This is a genomic window from Streptosporangium sp. NPDC001681, assembly GCF_040298085.1.
Lineage (GTDB): Bacteria > Actinomycetota > Actinomycetes > Streptosporangiales > Streptosporangiaceae > Streptosporangium.
In genome coordinates, this window is sequence record NZ_JBEOZN010000038.1 from 1 (window position 1) to 19,353 (window position 19,353).

Annotated in this window: 16 protein-coding genes; 3 read left to right on the top strand and 13 right to left on the bottom strand. The window is 69.8% G+C overall.

Features of this window, described 5'->3' with window-relative positions; translation table 11 throughout:
- Nucleotides 1-733: 733 nt before the first annotated feature.
- The 10 genes from tyrS to argC form a co-directional block, all read right to left on the bottom strand.
- Entirely contained in the window at nt 734-2,002 is a 1,269-nt protein-coding gene (gene tyrS, locus ABT130_RS18925) for a tyrosine--tRNA ligase (protein WP_350956933.1), read from the bottom strand.
- 130 nt (nt 2,003-2,132) lie between these two features.
- Nucleotides 2,133-2,783 (bottom strand): DNA-3-methyladenine glycosylase, encoded by a 651-nt coding sequence (locus tag ABT130_RS18930; RefSeq protein ID WP_350956935.1) that lies wholly within the window; start codon nt 2,781-2,783, stop codon nt 2,133-2,135.
- A complete protein-coding gene (argH, locus tag ABT130_RS18935) occupies nt 2,783-4,201 on the bottom strand; it encodes an argininosuccinate lyase (RefSeq protein ID WP_350927345.1) in 1,419 nt (472 codons plus the stop codon). The genes ABT130_RS18930 and argH overlap by 1 nt, the downstream gene beginning before the upstream one ends.
- 41 nt (nt 4,202-4,242) lie before the next feature.
- Nucleotides 4,243-5,442, bottom strand: a complete 1,200-nt coding sequence (locus tag ABT130_RS18940; protein WP_350956937.1) for an argininosuccinate synthase — start codon at nt 5,440-5,442, stop codon at nt 4,243-4,245.
- A 36-nt stretch (nt 5,443-5,478) separates the two neighbouring features.
- Nucleotides 5,479-6,006, bottom strand: a complete 528-nt coding sequence (locus tag ABT130_RS18945; protein ID WP_350927361.1) for an arginine repressor — start codon at nt 6,004-6,006, stop codon at nt 5,479-5,481.
- Between the two features lie 8 nt (nt 6,007-6,014).
- Complete coding sequence (gene argF / locus ABT130_RS18950) at nt 6,015-6,995, bottom strand: ornithine carbamoyltransferase (protein WP_350956939.1); 981 nt, start codon at nt 6,993-6,995, stop codon at nt 6,015-6,017.
- Nucleotides 6,985-8,136 (bottom strand): acetylornithine transaminase, encoded by a 1,152-nt coding sequence (locus ABT130_RS18955; RefSeq protein ID WP_350956989.1) that lies wholly within the window; start codon nt 8,134-8,136, stop codon nt 6,985-6,987. The genes argF and ABT130_RS18955 overlap by 11 nt, the downstream gene beginning before the upstream one ends.
- A 56-nt stretch (nt 8,137-8,192) precedes the next feature.
- Entirely contained in the window at nt 8,193-9,122 is a 930-nt protein-coding gene (gene argB / locus ABT130_RS18960) for an acetylglutamate kinase (protein WP_350927339.1), read from the bottom strand.
- Nucleotides 9,119-10,273 (bottom strand): bifunctional glutamate N-acetyltransferase/amino-acid acetyltransferase ArgJ, encoded by a 1,155-nt coding sequence (gene argJ / locus ABT130_RS18965; protein WP_350927335.1) that lies wholly within the window; start codon nt 10,271-10,273, stop codon nt 9,119-9,121. The genes argB and argJ overlap by 4 nt, the downstream gene beginning before the upstream one ends.
- Complete coding sequence (gene argC, locus ABT130_RS18970; protein ID WP_350956941.1) at nt 10,270-11,292, bottom strand: N-acetyl-gamma-glutamyl-phosphate reductase; 1,023 nt, start codon at nt 11,290-11,292, stop codon at nt 10,270-10,272. Before argC ends, argJ begins: the two co-directional genes overlap by 4 nt.
- Before the next feature lie 271 nt (nt 11,293-11,563).
- Here argC and ABT130_RS18975 point away from each other — a divergent pair, with 271 nt between their 5' ends.
- From ABT130_RS18975 to ABT130_RS18985, 3 genes are all read left to right on the top strand, one after another.
- Nucleotides 11,564-13,225 carry a class I adenylate-forming enzyme family protein gene (locus ABT130_RS18975; RefSeq protein ID WP_350956943.1) on the top strand — a complete coding sequence of 554 codons (1,662 nt, stop codon included), beginning with the start codon at nt 11,564-11,566 and terminating at the stop codon, nt 13,223-13,225.
- An 81-nt stretch (nt 13,226-13,306) separates the two neighbouring features.
- Nucleotides 13,307-14,617, top strand: a complete 1,311-nt coding sequence (locus ABT130_RS18980) for an MFS transporter (RefSeq protein ID WP_350956945.1) — start codon at nt 13,307-13,309, stop codon at nt 14,615-14,617.
- Between the two features lie 78 nt (nt 14,618-14,695).
- Nucleotides 14,696-15,274, top strand: a complete 579-nt coding sequence (locus ABT130_RS18985) for a Uma2 family endonuclease (protein WP_350956991.1) — start codon at nt 14,696-14,698, stop codon at nt 15,272-15,274.
- Nucleotides 15,275-15,324: 50 nt separating this feature from the next.
- Here ABT130_RS18985 and ABT130_RS18990 read toward each other — a convergent pair whose 3' ends face one another.
- The 3 genes from ABT130_RS18990 to pheS all read right to left on the bottom strand — a co-directional run bounded on the left by ABT130_RS18990 (nt 15,325) and on the right by pheS (nt 19,277).
- The gene (locus ABT130_RS18990; protein ID WP_350956947.1) at nt 15,325-15,570 is read right to left on the bottom strand and encodes a hypothetical protein; all 246 of its coding nucleotides are present in this window, start codon (nt 15,568-15,570) and stop codon (nt 15,325-15,327) included.
- Nucleotides 15,571-15,699: 129 nt separating this feature from the next.
- Nucleotides 15,700-18,228: a phenylalanine--tRNA ligase subunit beta gene (gene pheT / locus ABT130_RS18995; RefSeq protein WP_350956949.1), complete on the bottom strand. Its 2,529-nt coding sequence runs from the start codon at nt 18,226-18,228 to the stop codon at nt 15,700-15,702.
- The gene (gene pheS / locus ABT130_RS19000; RefSeq protein ID WP_350956993.1) at nt 18,228-19,277 is read right to left on the bottom strand and encodes a phenylalanine--tRNA ligase subunit alpha; all 1,050 of its coding nucleotides are present in this window, start codon (nt 19,275-19,277) and stop codon (nt 18,228-18,230) included. Before pheS ends, pheT begins: the two co-directional genes overlap by 1 nt.
- Between the last annotated feature and the right edge of the window lie 76 nt (nt 19,278-19,353).

Here is a 19,353-nt window from a genome sequence, read left to right on the forward strand (position 1 = left end):
GTGTTAAGCACGCCGCCAGCGTTCGTCCTGAGCCAGGATCAAACTCTCCAAACAATGTCTGAACAGTTGCTCCCGGCTGAAAGCACCCATCTCACCGATGGATGTTCAACCAAAGGAATCCGTCCCCCACCCCGATGAAAGGGCAGGTTGGACAGGGTTGTGCTTCATGCACTGGCTTTTAACACACTGTTGAGTTCTCAAGAAACGGACGCGTACACCGTCGTCCCGACCAGCACTTGATCGGAGAGCCAGGGGCGCTCTGCCTCTTACTTAAATCTTACCGCTTGTCAAGACTGTGTCAAATTGCCGACTCTCAGCCATTTGTCACAAACCCTGCATGCTCACTAGGGTTTTCTTCGCTCCGCTTCCGGAGCAACCCGCTGAACCTACCGTGTCATCCAGGCCACAGCGAAGCAACCGGTTTTCCGGTGATCTACGCGGAGTCCGAACTCTCAAGTTCGTTCAGTGGAGTGTCCCTGGGGCCCGTCCGCCAGCTCAGGCGTCCGGCTCGCTCCCGGGGCATTGAAAAGATTATGCCCCTCCCGGAACATCGTCAAATCAGCCACGCTTGGTAAAACCGCAGGTCAGAGGGGTTGCTTAAGGAAACCAGGCGCGTTTGCTACCGGAATGTTACGCGGTGAGACGGCGAACGCCCCAGCCGAAGCCGGGGCGTCCATCCCTCGTAATCATCGCCTTTACCTGGCAGAAGAGCAGGTCGGCAGCACGGGCGGGGTCAGGCCTCGACGATCTCGACGCCACCGACCGAACGCTTGCCACGGCGGAGCACCAGGAAGCGTCCATGGAGCAGATCATCGGCCGACGGCACGTACGCCTCGTCGGTGACCTTGGTGTTGTTGAGGTAAGCGCCGCCCTCCTTGACGGTGCGACGCGCCTCGGACTTCGACTTGACCAGGCCACTCTCGGCGAGCAGGTCGACAAAGGACGCTCCCAGCGCGGGAACCTCGGCACGCGGCACCTCGGCGAGAGCCTCCCCGAGCGTGCGCGCGGGCAACTCCTCCAGGGACCCCTGACCGAACAGGGCCGCCGAGGCGGCGATCACCGCGGCGCACTCGTCGGCACCGTGCAGCAGCGTGGTGAACTCCTCCGCGAGTGCTCGCTGGGCCTCGCGCGCGGCGGGCCGCGCGGCGGCGGCCTTCTCCAGTTCCTCGATCTCCTCACGGGACCTGAAGCTGTAGATCTTGAGGAACTTCACCACGTCCCTGTCATCCGAGTTCAGCCAGAACTGGTAGAAGGCGTACGGCGAGGTCATCTCAGGGTTGAGCCAGACCGCACCGCCGGCGGTCTTGCCGAACTTGGTCCCGTCCGCCTTGGTGATCAAAGGCACGGTGAGGGCGTGCACATGGTTGCCGGTCACCCGGCGGATGAGGTCGGTTCCCGCGGTGATGTTGCCCCACTGGTCGCTGCCGCCGATCTGGAGCGTGCAGCCGTAGCGCCGGTTCAGCTCCAGGTAGTCGTTGGCCTGCAGGATCTGGTAGCTGAACTCGGTGTAGCTGAGCCCCTCTCCCCCCAGCCTGGCGGAGACCGACTCGCGGGCGAGCATCCGGTTGACCGGGAAGTGCTTGCCGACGTCACGCAGGAAGTCGATCGCTGACATGCCCTCGGTCCAGTCGAGGTTGCTGACCAGGATCCCGCCCGTCTCCTCCGAGAAGTCGAGGAACTTCTCCAGCTGGACACGGATCCGCGCCACCCATTCGGCCACGACCTCGGACGAGTTCAGCGAGCGCTCGGTGCTCCGACCGCTGGGGTCGCCGATCAGGCCGGTCGCGCCGCCCACCAGGCCGACGACCCGGTGACCCGCCCGCTGCAGGCGGGTGAGGGTCAGCAACGGGACCAGGTTGCCGACGTGCAGCGAGGGCGCGGTCGGGTCGAAGCCGCAATAGACCGTGATCGGACCCTCGGCCATCGCCCCGCGCAGGGTGTCGATGTCGGTGGACTGCGCGATCAGGCCGCGCCAGGCGAGGTCATCCAGAATGTCGGTCACGATCCTTGCTTTCCAATGCTCGAAGGGACATTTAGCGCTCTCGTACACCCTGCCCGATCGCGGCACCGCCGCGCCACTCGAAACCCTCCTCGAGCTCGAGTCGACCAGCGGGGAGGAGCGCACGGGTGGCCTACCGGCGGCGCGGCACGTGTGGGCGATGGGGCGAGACGGTGGGGTCGCCGTCGATCCAGAAACGCCAGGGCGTCTCCTTCCCCGACGAGACCCCGGTGCGCGGCCCCGACCGGACGGACGCGGGCACGACGGGTTCACCCTCGATCACGGAGAGCGATCCCGGGGCGCAGACATCGAGTCCGTTGTGCTCCAGGGTGAAACCGAGCGCCACGGCCAGACGAGCCGGTCCTCTGGCCAGATCGACTTCCCGGACGGCACGGGCGCTGTCCGCTCTCCGGCGGGCCATGGCGGTCCCGATACCGGAGATCACCTCTCCGGCCCTGAGCAGTATTCCGGACCCCGTCCCCTCTGGAAGGCAGGTGAGGTTGGCGCAGAAATGCATGCCGTATGTGAAGTAGACGTACAGGTGGCCCGGTGGGCCGAACATCACCGCGTTGCGCGGCGTCCGGCCCCGGTAGGTATGCGACGCGGGATCCTCACCCGGCAGGCCGTACGCCTCGACCTCGGTGAGACGCAGCGCGACCGGCCCGTGCACGAGTACTCGTCCCAGCAGATCCGGAGCGATCTCGTGGGCGGGCCGGTCGAAGAAGTCGCGCGCCAGCGGCGCGGGCGCGGCGAGCGAGTGCCCGCCGTGCTCTTCAGCGGACATCAGTTCCCGATCGCCCAGGCCGCCTGGGCGTCGACGATCTCGCGGAGCGCGACGAGCTGGTCGCGGACCCGGTCCGGCGCCGTACCGCCGTGCGCCTTGCGGGCGGCCAGCGCGCCCGGCACCGAGAGGACCTCACGGGAGTCAGGCGTGAAGTGCGGCGAGACCTTGGCCAGTTCGTCGTCGGTGAGTTCGCCGAAGTCCTTGTCGTTGACCTGGCACCAGACGACCAGGTGCCCGACCGCCTCATGGGCCTCGCGGAAGGCGACGCCCCTGCGGACCAGCAGCTCGGCCAGGTCGGTGGCCAGCGCGAACCCGTCCGGGGCCGAGGCCTCCAGCTTGGCGGTGTTGACACGCATGGTCGCGACGAGCCCGGCCATGGCCGGAAGGACGAGCAGCAGGCTGTCGACGGAGTCGAACACCGGCTCCTTGTCCTCCTGCAGGTCCCGGTTGTAGGTCAGCGGCAGGCCCTTGAGCGTCGTCAGCAGCGACATCAGGTTGCCGATGAGGCGGCCGCTCTTGCCCCGGGCGAGCTCGGCCACGTCGGGGTTCTTCTTCTGCGGCATGATCGACGAGCCGGTGGAGTAGGCGTCGTCCATCTCGATCCAGCGGAACTCCTGCGAGGCCCACAGGACGATCTCCTCGCCCAGCCGGGACAGGTGCACACCGATCATCGCCGCGTCGAACAGGAACTCGGCGGCGAAGTCGCGGTCGGCGACCGCGTCCATCGAGTTGGGCGCGGCGGAGTCGAAGCCCAGTTCCCTGGCCACGGCCTGCGGGTCGAGCGGCAGGGAGGACCCGGCCAGCGCCCCGGAGCCGAGCGGGGAGACGGCCGCGCGCCGGTCCCAGTCGCGCAGCCGCTCGATGTCACGGGCGAAGGCGTGCACGTGCGCCAGAAGCTGGTGGCCGAATGAGACCGGCTGGGCGTGCTGCAGGTGGGTCATGCCGGGGGCCGCCGTCTCGGCGTGCTCCTCGGCCTGGCTCATCAGCGCGGTCTCCAGCTCCACCAGCCGGGACACGATGTGCCTGACGTGATCGCGGAGGTAGAGCCGCAGATCGGTGGCAACCTGGTCGTTGCGGCTTCGACCTGCTCTGAGCTTGCCACCGAGCGTGCCGAGACGTTCCAGCAGGCCGCGCTCCAGCGCGGTGTGCACGTCCTCGTCGGCGACGGTCGGCCGGAACTCGCCCTCCTTGCAGGCTCGCTCCAGGTCGTCCAGGGCACCGAGCATGCGTGCCAGCTCGTCGTCGGTCAGCAGGTTCGCACGGTGCAGCACCCGGGCGTGCGCGCGCGAGGCCAGCAGATCGTACGGCACCAGCCGCCAGTCGAAGTGCACGCTCACAGAGAGCCTGGTCAGCGCGTCGGCCGGACCTCCTTCGAACCGGCCGCCCCACAGCCGCATCGGCTTACCACCATCAGTCACCGTTGTTCTCCCTCCCCATTCAATCCGCGACCTTAGCCCACTCAGCCCAACCGGGCGTCCCGGGCGGAGGCAATCTTGGAGGGAAGGCTCCACAGCTCGACGAAGCCCTTGGCGAGAGACTGGTCGAAGGTGTCGCCGGTGTCGTAGGTGGCGAGGTTGAAGTCGTACAGCGACGCCTCCGAGCGCCGGCCCGTGACCGTGGCCCGGCCGCCGTGCAGGGTCATCCGGATCTCGCCGGTGACGTGCTCCTGGGCCTCGGCGATGAAGACGTCCAGGGCCTTCTTGAGGGGGGAGAACCAGAGGCCGTCGTAGACGAGCTCGCCCCAGCGCTGGTCCACCGACCGCTTGAACCTGGCCAGGTCGCGTTCGACCGTGACGTTCTCCAGCTCCATGTGCGCGGTGATCAGAGCGATGGCGCCCGGCGCCTCGTAGACCTCGCGGGACTTGATACCGACGAGCCGGTCCTCGACCATGTCGAGGCGGCCGACGCCCTGGGCGCCCGCGCGCTGGTTCAGCTCGGCGATGACCTGGAACGGGGTCAGGTGCCGCCCGTCCAGCGCCACCGGGACGCCCTTGACGAAGCTGATGATGACCTCGTCGGCCTCGCGCGGCTGGGCGGGGTCGGCGGTGTAGGAGTAGACGTCCTCGATGGGGCCGTTCCAGATGTCCTCGAGGAAGCCCGTCTCGACGGCCCTGCCCCAGATGTTCTGGTCGATCGAGTAGGGGTTCTTCTTGGTGGTCTCGATCGGCAGGTTCTTCTCCTCGGCGTAGGCGATCGCCTTGTCCCGGGTCCACGCGTAGTCGCGGGCCGGGGCGATGACCTTGAGCTCGGGGAAGAGCGCGGCCAGGCCGGCCTCGAACCGGACCTGGTCGTTGCCCTTGCCGGTGCAGCCGTGCGAGACGTGGGTGCCGCCGAACTCCTTGGCCGCGGCGGCCAGGTGCTTGACGATCAGTGGCCGCGACAGGGCGGAGACCAGCGGGTAGCGGTCCATGTAGAGGGCGTTGGCCTGCAGGGCGGGCACGCAGAAGTCGGCGGCGAACTCCTCGCGGGCGTCCACGACGACGGACTCCACGGCGCCGCAGTCAATGGCCCGCTTGCGGATGATCTCCATGTCCTCGCCGCCCTGGCCGACGTCGACGGCGACCGCGATCACCTCTGCGCCGGTCTTCTCGGCGAGGAAGGGGATGGCTACGGAGGTGTCGAGGCCCCCGGAGAAGGCGAGTACGACCCGGTCAGTCATAATTGATCTCTCCAAGTTATTCGTTCGTCACAAGTCTCAGATGGTGCCGGGCTCGCCCGCCTGAGCGGGCTGAATACGTCGGTCGGCGTGCCTGAGCAGCCCCTCGGCGACCGCTGCCCCGCCCGCCGGGTCACGGCTGATGACGAGGATCGTGTCGTCTCCGGCGACCGTGCCGAGAATGGACTCCCAGTCGGCGTGGTCGATGGCGGAGGCGAGGAACTGTGCGGCGCCCGGTGGCGTGCGGACGATGATCAGGTTGGCGGAGGCCTCGGCCGAGACGAGGAGTTCCTCGGCGAGCCGGCTGAGCCGGGCGGCCGGGGACTCGCCGGTGCCGAGCCTGGCCAGCCTTATCCGGCCGCCGCCCTCACCGGGCAGGGCGTAGACCAGGGAGCCGTCCTCGGCGCGCAGCTTGAGCGCGCCGAGCTCGTCCAGGTCCCGGGAGAGGGTGGCCTGGGTGACCTCGACCCCGCTCTCCAGCAGGAGCTTGGCCAGCTCCGGCTGGGATCTGACGGGCTGCCGCTGCAGCAGGTCGGCGATCCTGGCCTGACGGGCGACCTTGGTCATCGGGATCGTCACGCGACCACCCCGTCCCCGGGCGTGTCCGGACCGCTCACCGAGATCAGCCAGTACAGCAGGGCCTTCTGGGCGTGCAGCCGGTTCTCGGCCTGGTCCCACACCAGGCTCCGCGGGCCGTCGAGGACCTCGGCGGAGATCTCCAGCTCGCGGTAGGCGGGCAGGCAGTGCAGGACGATGGCGCCGGGCGCCGCCCGGTCCACCAGCGCGGCGTTGACCTGGTAGGGCATGAGGTCGGCGACCCGCTGCTCCTTGCCGTCCTGGCCCATGGAGACCCAGGTGTCGGTGGCGAGGACATCCGCGCCCGCGGCGGCCTGGGCCGGGTCGGTGAGCACGGTGACCGATCCTCCGGTCTCCTCGGCGACCTTGGCGGCCCGCTGGAGAATCTTCGGGTCCGGCAGGTATCCGGCGGGGGCGGCGACCCGCACGTGCATGCCGGCGACGGCGCCGCCGAGCAGGTAGGAGTGGGCCATGTTGTTGGCGCCGTCCCCGAAGTAGGCCAGGGTGAGTCCGGCGGTCCTGCCGAAGTGCTCCTTGACGGTCTGCAGGTCCGCGAGGATCTGGCAGGGGTGGAACTCGTCGGTGAGGGCGTTGACCACCGGCACCGAGGAGGCCGAGGCCATGGCCTCGACCCTGTCCTGGCCCGAGGTACGCCACACGATGGCGCTCACCTGACGCTCCAGGACCCGGGCGGTGTCCTCGATCGACTCACCCCGGCCCATCTGGGAGGAGCCTGCGTCGACGATCAGGGGAAGGCCGCCGAGCTCGCCGATGCCGACGGCGAAGGAGACCCGGGTGCGGGTGGACGGCTTGTCGAAGAGGACGGCGACGGTTTGCGGGCCCTCGAAGGGGCGGTAGCCGTAACGGTCCTTCTTCATGGCCTCGGCCAGGTCGAGCACCTGGGCCTGCTCGGCGGACGAGAGGTCGTCGTCCTTCAGGAAGTGCCTGACGGGCGCCTGCGCGGAGAGGTTACTGGGCATCGGCGGCCTCGTCGAGGATCGCTGGGAGCGCGGCCACGAAGGCGGCGACCTGAGCGGAGGTGATCACCAGCGGGGGTGCGAGCCGCACCGCGTGGGGCTGGAGGGCGTTGACCAGGAAACCGGCTCGCCGCGCGGCGGTCTGGAAGTGGGCGGAGCGGTCGTCGGTCAGCAGAACGGCCAGCCACAGGCCCCTGCCCCGGACACCGGCGAGCAGCGGGTGGTCGATCGCGGCGATGCCGTCGGCGAGTTCGGCCCCGACGGTACGCACGTGCTCCAGCAGGCCGTCGGTGTCGATCGTGTCGAGCACGGCGAGCGCCGCGGCGGTCGAGACGGGGTTGCCGCCGAAGGTGGACCCGTGGTCGCCCTGGGCGAAAACCGTGGCCGCCGCGCCGAAGCCGACACAGGCGCCGATCGGCATGCCTCCGCCGAGGCCCTTGGCCAGGGTGAGCACGTCGGGCAGGATGCCTTCGTGCTGGTGGGCGAACCAGTGCCCGGTGCGGCCGATCGCCGACTGGATCTCGTCCGCGACCAGCAGCGCGCCTGTGGCGTCGCAGATCTCCCTGGCCGCCGTGAAGTAGCCCTCGGGCGGGGGCACGACCCCCGCCTCCCCCTGGGTGGGTTCGAGGAAGACCGCGGCGCACTCGCCGGTCACCGCGCTCTTGAGCGCGTCGGCGTCACCGTACGGCACGAAACGAACATCAATCGGGAAGGGCCCGAACTGATCACGGATGGAGGGTTTGCCGGTCAGGGCGAGCGCGCCGAGGGTCCGGCCGTGGAAGGCGTTCTCGGCGGCCACGAAGTAGGTGCGGCCGTTCGACTTGCCGTACTTGATGGCGAGCTTCAGCGCGGCCTCGTTGGCCTCGGTGCCGGAGTTGCTGAAGAACACCTTGGCGGGGGCGCCGAGCAGGCTGAGCAGGCGCTCGGCGAGCAGTACCTCGGGCTCGTGCAGGAAGAGGTTGCTGGTGTGGGCGAGGGTGGCGACCTGCCTGGAGACGGCCTCCACCAGCGCCGGGTGGGCGTGGCCGAGCGAGCTGACCGCGATGCCGCCGATCAGGTCGAGGTACTCGCGGCCGTCGACGTCCCAGACCCTCGTGCCCTCGCCTCGGGCCAGTGCCACCGGGGGCACCCCGTAGTTGGCCATGAAGGCGGCCTCGAAGCGCGTGCTGAGCGCCTCTGTGGCGGGACTTTCCTGCGGGCTCACGTGTCGTTCCCCTTCAGCTGGGCGGTGGCCGTCGCCGCGGGGGCGTCCGGCAGCACCATGGTTCCTATGCCCTTGTCCGTGAAGATCTCCAGCAGCACCGAGTGCGGCACCCTGCCGTCGAGTACGTGGGCCTGCGGCACGCCCCCCTGGACGGCGGTCAGGCACGCCTCCATCTTGGGGATCATGCCGCTGGACAGGGTCGGCAGGAGCTTCTCCAGCTCTGTGGCGGACAGCTCGTCGATGACCTCGTTGTCAACGGCGTCGGGGCTCCAGTCACGGTACAGGCCCTCGACATCGGTCAGGACGATCAGCTTGGACGCCTGGAGCGCCACGGCGAGCGCGGCGGCGGCGGTGTCGGCGTTGACGTTGTAGACGGTGCCGTCCTCACTGCGCGCGACCGATGAGATCACCGGGATCCGCCCGTCCTCCAGCAGCGCCCGCACGGCTCCGGCCTCGACGTTGACGATGTCGCCGACCTGGCCGATGTCGACGCTGGCGCCGTCGACGACGGCGTGCTTGCGCACGGCGGTGAACAGGTGGGCGTCCTCGCCGGACATGCCGATGGCGAACGGCCCGTGCCTGTTGATCAGACCGACCACGTCGCGGTTGACCTGGCCGACGAGGACCATCCTGACGACCCGCATGGCCTCGGGGGTGGTGACCCTGAGCCCGGCGGTGAAGGTGGACTCGATGCCGAGCAGGTCGAGGTGGGCGTTGATCTGCGGGCCTCCCCCGTGCACGATCACCGGCCTGAGCCCGGCGTAGCGCAGGAAGACGACATCGGCGGCGAACTTCTCGCGCAGGTGCTCCTCGGTCATCGCGTTGCCGCCGTACTTGATGACGACGGTCGCACCGTGGAAGCTGGCGAGCCAGGGCAGCGCCTCGATCAGCGTGGTGGCCTTCGCCAGGGCCTCGGTCCGCCTCATGAGGAGTACGCCGAGTTCTCGTGGACGTACTCGGCGGTGAGGTCGGTGGTGTGGATCGTCGCCGAGTGCGGGCCCGCCGACAGGTCGATGGTGATCGTCACATCGCGCGGGGTGAGGTCGACCTTGGAGCGGTCGTCGCCCGCGGCACCGCCCCGGCAGATCCAGATGCCGTTGATGGCCACGTTGAGCCGGTCGGCCTCGAAGACGGCGTCGGTGGTGCCGACGGCCGACAGCACCCGGCCCCAGTTGGGGTCCTCTCCGTGGATGGCGCACTTGAGGAGATTCGACCGGGAGACGGTACGGCCGACGGTGACCGCGTCCTCCTCGGAGACGGCGCCGACGACCTCGATGGCGATCGCCTTGGAGGCGCCCTCTGCGTCCAGCAGCAGCTGGCGGGCGAGGTCGGCGCAGACCGCGAGGAGGACCTGCTCGAACTCGGCGAGGTCGGGAGTGATACCGGAGGCGCCGCTGGCCAGCAGCAGCACCGTGTCGTTGGTGGACATGCAACCGTCGGCGTCGAGCCGGTCGAAGGTGACCCGCGTCACCTTGCGGAGCACCTCGTCGAGCTGCTCGGCGGGCAGGTCGGCGTCGGTGGTGATCACCGAGAGCATGGTGGCGAGGCCCGGGGCGAGCATGCCCGCGCCCTTGGCCATGCCGCCGACCATGTAGCCGCCGGCGCCCTTCCTGAAGGAGATCTTCGAGACGGTGTCGGTGGTGCGGATGGCGTCGGCGGCGGCCAGCCCGCCGTCCCTGGCGAGCTGTGAGACCGCGAGATCGACCCCCGCCAGCAGCGGTTCCATCGGCAGGCGCTCACCGATCAGACCGGTGGAGCAGACCGCGATCTCGCCGGCCGAGTCTCCCAGCGCCTCGGCGACCTTCTCCGCGGTGGCATGGGTGTCCTGGAAACCCAGCGGCCCGGTGCAGGCGTTGGCACCGCCGGAGTTGAGGACCACCGCGTGGACCCGGCCCCCGGACAGCACCTGCGCGGACCACAGGACGGGTGCGGCCTTCACCCGGTTGGCCGTGAAGACTCCCGCCGCGGCGCGGGAGGGGCCGTCGTTGACGATCAGTGCCAGGTCGCGGGCGGCACCGGACTTGATTCCGGCGGCGACACCCGCCGCCCGGAAGCCGAGGGGGGCGGTCACGCTCATGGGGCGACTCCATTGAGAGGAAGGCCTAGCTCTTCCGGCAGGCCGAGGGCGAGGTTGGCACTCTGGATGGCCCCGCCCGCCGTTCCCTTGGTCAGGTTGTCGATGGCGACGACGGCGACGACGCGGCCCGCACGCTCGTCCAGGACGACCTGGAGGGCGGCGGTGTTGGCTCCGAGAGTCATCGAGGTCGCGGGCCACTGGCCCTCGGGGAGCAGCCGCAGGAACGGCTCGTCCTTGGTGGCGACCTCGTACGCCTCGCGCAGGACCGCCGGGGTGAGGCCCGCTCTGGCGGGCGCGCTGCAGGTGGCGAGGATGCCGCGGCTCATCGGCGCCAGCACGGGGGTGAAGGAGACGGTGACCGGCTCACCCGCCAACGGGGAGAGGTTCTGTTCCATCTCCGGGGTGTGCCGGTGGACGCCGCCGACGCCGTACGCGCTGGCCGAGCCCATCACCTCGCTGCCCAGGAGGTTCGGCTTGGGCGCCCGGCCCGCTCCGCTGGTGCCGCTGGCGGCTACCACCACCACGTCGGGCCCGACGAGGCCGGCGGCGAAGGCGGGGAACATCGCCAGGGTGACCGCCGTCGGGTAGCACCCGGGCACGGCGATCCTGGAGGTCGCGCGCAGCTCCTCGCGCCGGCCCGGCAGCTCGGGCAACCCGTACGGCCAGGTGCCGGCGTGGGTTCCGCCGTAGAAGTGCTCCCAGGCGGCGGGGTCGGTGAGCCGGAAGTCGGCGCCGCAGTCGACGACGAGGGTGCCGTCACCGAGTTGCTCGGCGACGGCGGCCGACTGGCCGTGCGGCAGGGCGAGGAAGACGAGGTCGTGGCCGCCGAGGGTCTCTGGGGTGGTCTCCAGCAGGATCCAATCGGCCAGCGGGGTCAGGTGTGGCTGGTGGGCGCCGAGCGCCGTGCCGGCGCTTGAGGCCGCGGTCAGCGCGCCGATCTCGATGCCGGGGTGGGACAGCAGCAGGCGCAGGAGCTCACCTCCGGCGTAGCCGCTGGCACCCGCGATCGCCGCTCTCATCGGCCCCCCTGATCTCTGCATGTTCATACACACTCACTCATGCTCTTGCTAGAGAGATTATGCATCTCCAGGGATTGTCATGCAAGCCGGTTATGCGGGGGTTACCGGCCTACGGAATGCCCCAGAGCAGCGGAAAAGTCGCAAAAATCATGCTTTTCGGCTCTCCATTGCGGGGACGAGGCAATCAGTTGCGTTTCGGCATTGTTGCGCATACCTACCGGTCAGTATCGTGGCGATCTCCGGTCCTTCCACCCTTCGGGAGTGCGAACGCATGACTGTCACCCATGACCAGGTCCAGGCCCAGCTCACCGGTCCCGGACAGCTTTTCGAGATGGACGAGGTCCCCGGCCACGGCGGGACCGTCAAAACCTGGAAACACGCCCCCCGCGACTTCCGGGCGCTCCTCGAGACGAGCCGGTTTCACGGCGACAAGATCTTCCTGATGTACGAGGACGAGCACATCACCTACGAGGAGCACTTCAGGCGGGCGGCCACGCTCGCACGGCGTCTGGTGGACGAGTACGGCGTGGCCAAGGGCGACCGGGTCGCCATCGCCATGCGCAACTACCCCGAATGGGTGATCGCCTTCTCGGCCGCGCTGGCCATCGGGGCGATAGCCGTTCCACTCAACGCCTGGTGGACCCCGCAGGAACTGGAGTACGGCCTGTCGGACTCCGGCGCCAAGGTGCTGATCGCCGACGGCGAGCGGGCGGCCGGGCTCACCGGCCTGCCCCCGGCACTGATCGTGACCCGCGGCGAGGTACCCGAGGGCGCCCGCGCGTTCGAGGAGGTGATGGGCGAGGTGGCGGCGGACGTGACGCTGCCGCCGGTCGACCTCTCCCCCGAGGATCCGGCAACGATCTTCTACACCTCCGGCACCACGGGCCGCCCCAAGGGCGCGCTCGGCAGCCATCGCAACGCCGGGCAGTCGCCCATGACCGTCGCCTACGGCATGTACCGCAGCATGGTCAGGGCGGGCGTGGACCCGGGCGAGACGGCGGGGCAGCGCCGCGTCACCCTGCTCACCGTTCCGCTCTTCCACGTCACCGGCTGCTTCGCGGTGATGACCACCACCATGTTCAGCGGGAGCGGTCTGGTGCTGATGTACAAGTGGGACGCGGGCCGCGCGCTGGAGCTGATCGAGCGCGAGAAGATCACGGGGCTCACCGGTGTGCCCACCAACGTATGGCAGCTCCTGTCCCACCCCGACCTGGACAAGCACGACATCTCCAGCCTCAACGCCCTCGGGTACGGCGGTGCCCCCGCCCCGCCGAAACTGCTGGAGCGCATCACCGAGCAACTGCCCAGCCGCGCCCCCTCCAACGGGTACGGCATGACCGAGACCACCGCGCTCGCCATCAGCAACGCCGGCACCGACTATCTGGCCAAACCCGACAGCATCGGCCTGCCGATGGCGGTGGTCGAGGTGAAGATCGCCGATCCGCTCGGCGACGAGCTGCCGGTCGGCGCGGTCGGCGAGCTCTGTCTGCGCGGGCCGAACGTCATCCTGGGCTACTGGAACCGTCCCGAGGCCACCGCCGAGACCTTCGTCGGCGGCTGGCTGCACACCGGTGACCTGGCCAGGGTGGACTCCGAGGGGTTCGTGTTCATCGTGGACCGGGCCAAGGACATGGTCATCCGCGGCGGCGAGAACGTCTACTGCGCCGAGGTCGAGGCCGCCCTGTTCGAGCACCCGGCGGTCGACGACGCCGCGGTGATCGGCATCCCCCATGACGAGCTGGGCGAGGAGGTCGGCGCGGTGGTGCGGCTGTCGTCCCCGGCGACCGCCGAGGAGCTGCGGGCCTTCCTGCGCGAGCGGATCGCCCCCTTCAAGGTCCCGGTCAGGTTCTGGGTGCGTGACACGGAACTTCCCCGCAACCCCGGCGGCAAGATCCTCAAAACCCACCTGCGCAGGGAGGTCCTGGGCTCCTAAGGCCCGCCGCGCTCGACCCGGCGGTGACCTGCCGGAAAATGAGTTGCCCTCCGCGCAGGTCATCGCCGAAACTACCTGTTCGTGCCAGAAAACGCTGACCGGTCCATCAGAGCCCTGCTCCGTCGCCTGACGATGGACCTCAGCCCGCTCCGCGACTCCCGTGACTTCCGGTTGCTCTTCGGCTCCGGCGTCGTCACGATGTTCGGCACCTTCCTGACCCTGGTCGCGGTCCCGCTGCAGATGAAGGAACTGACCGGCTCCTACCTGGCGGTAGGCCTGGTCAGCGTGGCCGAGTTCGTCCCGATGGTGGTGTGCGGGCTCTGGGGCGGGGCGATCGCCGACGCGCTGGACCGGCGCAAGATCATCCTTTACACCGAGGTGGGACTCTGCCTCACGGTCCTGATCCTGACCGTCAACGCACTGCTGCCCAAGCCGCAGGTCTGGGTGCTGTACGTGGTCGGCGCGCTCTCGGCCGGGCTGGGCAGCCTGCAACGGCCCAGCCTGGAGTCGCTGCTGCCCCGCGTGGTCAGGCACGACCAGCTGACCGCGGCCGCCGCGCTCAGCGCTTTCCGGTGGAACCTGGGCGCCATCGTCGCCCCGGGCCTCAGCGGCCTGATCGCGGCCTGGTTCGGCGTCGCCGTCGCGTACGGCGTCAACGTGGTGACCTTCCTGCTCTCCCTGGTCCTGCTGCAGATGGTGCGGGCCCAGCCGCATCGGGAGAACGCCCCCGCGGCCTCGATCAGGTCACTGGTCGACGGGGTCCGCTACGCCGTGGGCCGCCCCGACCTGATGGGCACCTACCTGGTCGACGTCGCCGCGATGATCTTCGCCTTCTCCACCGCGCTGTACCCGTTCCTGGCCGACGAGCTGGGCGTACCCGAGGCTCTGGGGCTCTTCTTCTCCGCCTCGGCCGTCGGCTCGCTGATCGCCTCGGTCACCTCCGGCTGGACCAGGCACGTGCACCGCCACGGCCTCGGCGTGATCGTCGCGGCGGCCGTGTGGGGCGTGGCGGTGGCGCTGGCGGCGCTCATGCCCAGCGTCTGGGGCATCTTCGCCTTCCTGGCCGTGGCCGGGGCCGCCGACATGATCAGCGGCGTCTTCCGCTCGACCATCTGGAACCAGACCATCCCCGACGAGTTCCGCGGCCGCCTGGCGGGCATCGAGCTGCTCTCCTACACCAGCGGCCCGATGCTGGGCAACGCCAGGGCCGGCCTGATGGCCCAGCTCGGCGGGACCCGCTTCTCCCTGGGCGCGGGCGGCCTGCTGTGCGTCGGCGCGGTGGCCGCGATGGCCGCGCTGCTGCCGAGGTTCCGCGACTACGACGCCCGCACCGACGAGCACGCGCTCAGGGAGCGCGCCCGCCGCGAGGAGGTCGCTCCCGTCCAGGGATAAGGCACCCGCAACCACCCTCACAGAGTGGAATCCTGTTGCTACTGTGAGGTCATGACGGTCGACGTACGGAGCCCCGAGATGACGGAGTCCTCGCTGCCCGACTGGGTGTTCCCTCCGCCGGGGGGATTCACCGCCGAGGATCTCGATCGCATTCCGCAATTGCCCGCGCACACAGAGTTAATCGATGGAAGCCTGGTCTTCGTGAGTCCTCAGGCTTCCTTTCACACACGTACCATGTGGCTCCTGGAGGCTGGCCTCCGTCGAACCATGCCGGAAGATCTCCGCGCGCGCCGGGAGATGAGCGTCGTGCTGGGCAGGCAGCAGCGGCCCGAGCCCGATATGAGCGTCATTCACGCCTCCGCCGAGCACAGCCCGGAACAGACCTTCTACCGGGCGGAGGACGTCGTGCTGGCCGTGGAGGTCGTCTCGCCGGACTCCGAGCGGCGCGACCGCGACCGCAAACCGACGCTGTACGCCGAGGCGGGCATCGCGCACTTCTGGCTGGTCGAGAACCAGTCGGGAAGGTCGGCGGTCTACGTCTACGAACTCGACCCAGTCGCCCGGTCCTATGTTCTCACCGGCATCCACCACGACCGGCTCAAGATCTCGGCCCCCTTCGACATCGACATCGAGCTGACCGAGATCGACAAACTCTGAGTCCTCCGGTCGGAGCCCACGCCCCTCGTGACGCGGCACCTGGCCGACCGTCACCCGGTCTCGCGCCAGCCGTCGCGATCCTCGAGCAGGGTGTCCAGGCGGGCCAGGCCCTCCGGCGTGAGGGTCTCGGCGGGGTCCTCGACCACCACGAGCCATTGTGCGTCCTCGGCGTCGTCCTCACCCGCGAGGGTCTCCCTGACCACGGCAGGCACGCCGATCATCGGAAACTCCTCGGCCACGATCTCGGCGACCTCCTCGGCGGCGTCGCGCTCGGCGAACACCAGCAGATGCCTCATCGTCCCTCCCGAGGGAAGATCCGCCCGTGGCCGGGCCATGGGGCGGAATGAAGGTTCCGGACCGGCGGGAATCCCGGTCCGGAGCGATGAAAGGGGCTCGGGATGTGTCCCGAGCCCCTCAGTCGCCGGTCAGGCGCCGCGCAACCGCGCCCCGGTGCGCTCGGCGGCCAGGGCCACGGCCGCGTCACGGGCCGCGGTGGTCTCCTCCACCGTGAGCGTCCTGTCGGCCGCCCGGAAGCGCAGGGAGTAGGCGAGAGACTTCCTGCCCTCGCCCACCTGGGCACCGGCGTAGACGTCGAACAGCCGGATCGACTCCAGCAGCTCGCCCGCGCCCTCGCGCAGCGCCGCCTCCACCGGGGCCACCGGGATCGCCGCGTCGACGATGAGCGCGACGTCCTGACTCGCGACCGGGTAGCCGGAGATCGCCGGCGCCTGCGGCCGGCCGACCGGCGACTGCTCCAGCCGGGTCAGCTCCAGCTCCATCGCGCAGGTGCGCGGAGGCAGGCCGTACGCCTCGACCACGCGCGGATGCAGCTCGCCGGCGTGGCCGACGAGCACGTCACCGGCGTACAGCGCGGCACAGCGGCCCGGGTGCCAGGGCTCGTGCCGGTCCGCGCGGACGTCGAGGGTGACGCCGGCCTCGGCGGCCACCACCCGGGCCGCCTCGACGGCGTCCGCCCAGTCGGCTCCCCTGCCCTTGCCCCACCAGCCGGACGGCTCGAACTCCCCGGCCAGCACGACCCCGACCCGCAGCGGCTGGGCCGGCAGCGCGGACTCGATCGAGGCCAGCTCCTCCGGGCTCGGCCTGCGGTCGACGCCCAGCACGGGGGCGACGGCGGGCGCGTCCGGCGAGGGCCGGTAGACCAGGCCCGTCTCGAACAGCGCCACATCGCCGAAACCCCGGCCCACGTTGCGGACCAGCGTCTTGAGCAGGCCGGGCAGCAGGGTGGTCCGCATCAGCGGCTCGTCCTCGCTGAGCGGATTGGCCAGCCGTACGGCCAGACGGCGCGCGTCGTCGGCGGGCAGTTGCAGGTTGTCGAAGTCGCGCTCCCCGCTGAACGGGTAGGAGAGGATCTCGACGTAGCCGGCGGCGGCCAGTGAGCGGCCGACCCGGCGGCGCAGGCGCTGGCTCTCGGTGAGACCGGCACCCGCGGGGGCGGCGGGCAGGATCGAGGGCAGGTTCTCGTAGCCCTCCAGCCGGATGACCTCCTCGGCGAGGTCGTTCGGGTCGGTCAGGTCAGGCCGCCACGAGGGTGGGGTGACCACCAGCATGTCGTCGCCGGTGACCGCGAGCTTCGCGGCGATCCCGTCGGCGGCGGTGCCGCCGGTCTCGGTGGCGGAGCTCTCGACCGCGCAGCCGACCTGCTCCAGGCGGCGGATCACCGTCTCCCGGTCGTAGACGGTGCCCGCGACCCTGCCGGGGTAGCCGCTCGGGATGGCGACCCGGGCCGGCTCGACCTCCACCTCGGCGTGGGTGACGCCCGGCTGGATCGTGCCGCCGCCCAGCTCGGCCAGAAGCTGAGCCGCACGCCAGGAGGCGTACAGCGGAAGCTCCCGGTCGACGCCCCGCTCGAAGCGCTTGGATGCCTCGCTGACCAGGTTGTGCCGGCGCGACATGCGCGCGATGCCACTGGTGGAGAAGTGGGCGGCCTCGATCACGATGTCGGTGGAGGCGCCGGAGATCTCGGTGTGCAGGCCGCCCATGGTGCCGGCCATCGAGATCACACCCGACCCGTCGGTGATCAGGATGTCGTCCGGGTGGAGCTTGCGGACCACGTGGTCGAGTGTCTCCAGCGTCTCGCCGGGCTTGGCCCTGCGCACCACGATCTCACCGGTCAGCCTGGCGGCGTCGAAGGCGTGCAGCGGCTGGCCGAGCTCCAGCATGACGTAGTTGGTGACGTCGACGGCCAGCGAGACCGGGCGCATACCGGCGCGGGTGAGCCGTGCGCGCATCCACAGCGGGCTGCTCGCCGACGGGTCGAACCCGCGGATCTCGCGGAGCACGAAGCGGTCACAGGCCGACGGGTCGGCGATCGAGGCCGGGTAGGCGGGACCTGACGCGACGGGCGGGGAGACGTCCGCCGGGTCGAGGAACGCCGAGTCGAAGGCTGCGGCGGCCTCGCGGGCCACACCCCGGATGGAGAGCGCGTAGCCGATGTCCGGGGTGATCTCAAGCTCGATCACGTCGTCGCGCAGGCCGAGCAGCTCGACCACGTCGGCGCCGATCGGAGTGTCCCCGGGCAGCACCAGGATGCCCGGGGAGGACTCGGCCACCCCGAGCTCCGCCTCCGAGCAGATCATGCCGTCCGACAGGCGTCCGTAGGTCTTGCGGGAGGCGATCTCGAACCCGCCGGGCAGCACGGCGCCGGGCAGCGCGACCGGGACACGGTCGCCGGCCTCGAAGTTGGTCGCACCGCAGACGATCTCGCGAGGCGCGGCCTCCCCCACCTCGACCTGGCAGTGGCGGATGGGCTTCTTGAAACCCTCCAGGGTCTCGATGGAGAGCACCTCGCCCACCACGACGTTCTTGATGTCGTGGCCGTAGGAGATGACGGACTCCAGCTTGAGCCCGGCCGCGGTGAGCTTCTCGGCGATCTCGTGCGCCGTGACGGCGGGGAGATCGACGTACTCCCGCAGCCATGAAAGCGAGACCTTCATCAGACCTCCATTCCGAAGGGGAGCGTGAAGCGGACGTCTCCCTCGACCATGTCGCGCATGTCCTCGGCGTTGTGGCGGAACATCAGGGTGCGTTCGACGCCCATGCCGAAGGCGAAGCCGCTGTAGCGGGCGGGGTCGACGCCGCAGGCGATGAGCACCCGCGGGTTGACCATGCCGCAGCCGCCCCACTCGATCCAGCCCTCCGACTTACAGGTGCGGCAGGACGGGTTTCCCGGCACCGCGGAGGCACCGCGGCAGACGAAGCACTTCAGGTCCATCTCGGCCGAGGGCTCGGTGAACGGGAAGTAGTTGGGCCGGAACCGGGTGGTGATGCCCTCACCGAACATGACCTCGGCGAACCGGTCGAGGGTGCCCTTGAGATGGGCCATGGTCAGGCCCTCGTCGATCGCCAGCCCCTCGACCTGGTGGAAGACCGGGGTGTGGGTGGCGTCAAGCTCGTCGGTGCGGAACACCTTGCCCGGCGAGATCACGTAGATCGGAAGCTCCCTGCTGAGCAGCGCCCGGATCTGGACGGGAGAGGTCTGGGTGCGCAGCACCTTGCCCGAGTCGACGGACTCCACGAAGAAGGTGTCGTGCTCCGAGCGCGCCGGGTGGTCGGCGGAGATGTTCAACGCGTCGAAGTTGAACCACTCCCCCTCCAGCTCGGGGCCCTCCGCCACCTCGTAGCCCATCGCGACGAAGGCGTCGGCTATGCGCTCCTGGAGGGTGGTCAGCGGATGCCTGGCACCTCGGGAGGCGCGGCCAGAGGGCAGCGTGACGTCGACGGTCTCCTCGACGAGGACCCGCTCGTCGCGCTCGGCCTCCAACTGCGCCTGCCGTTCGGCGAGAGCGTCGGCGACGGCTTTGCGGGCGCCGCCGATACGCTTGCCCGCCTCGGCGCGGGCCGCCGGGGGCAGGGCGCCGATCTCGCGGTTGGCCAGGGCGATCGGTGAGCGGTCACCGGCGTGCGCGAGGCGCACCTGCTTGAGTTCTTCGAGGTCGCGCGCCGCCTTGACGGCGTCGATCGCGTCGGCCTGCATGCGCGCCATCTCGTCGGCGTGCAGCGGGGTCACCTCGACCGGGTCGTAGTTTGACAAGAGAGAGCTCCGAATCCAGGGCTTGAGC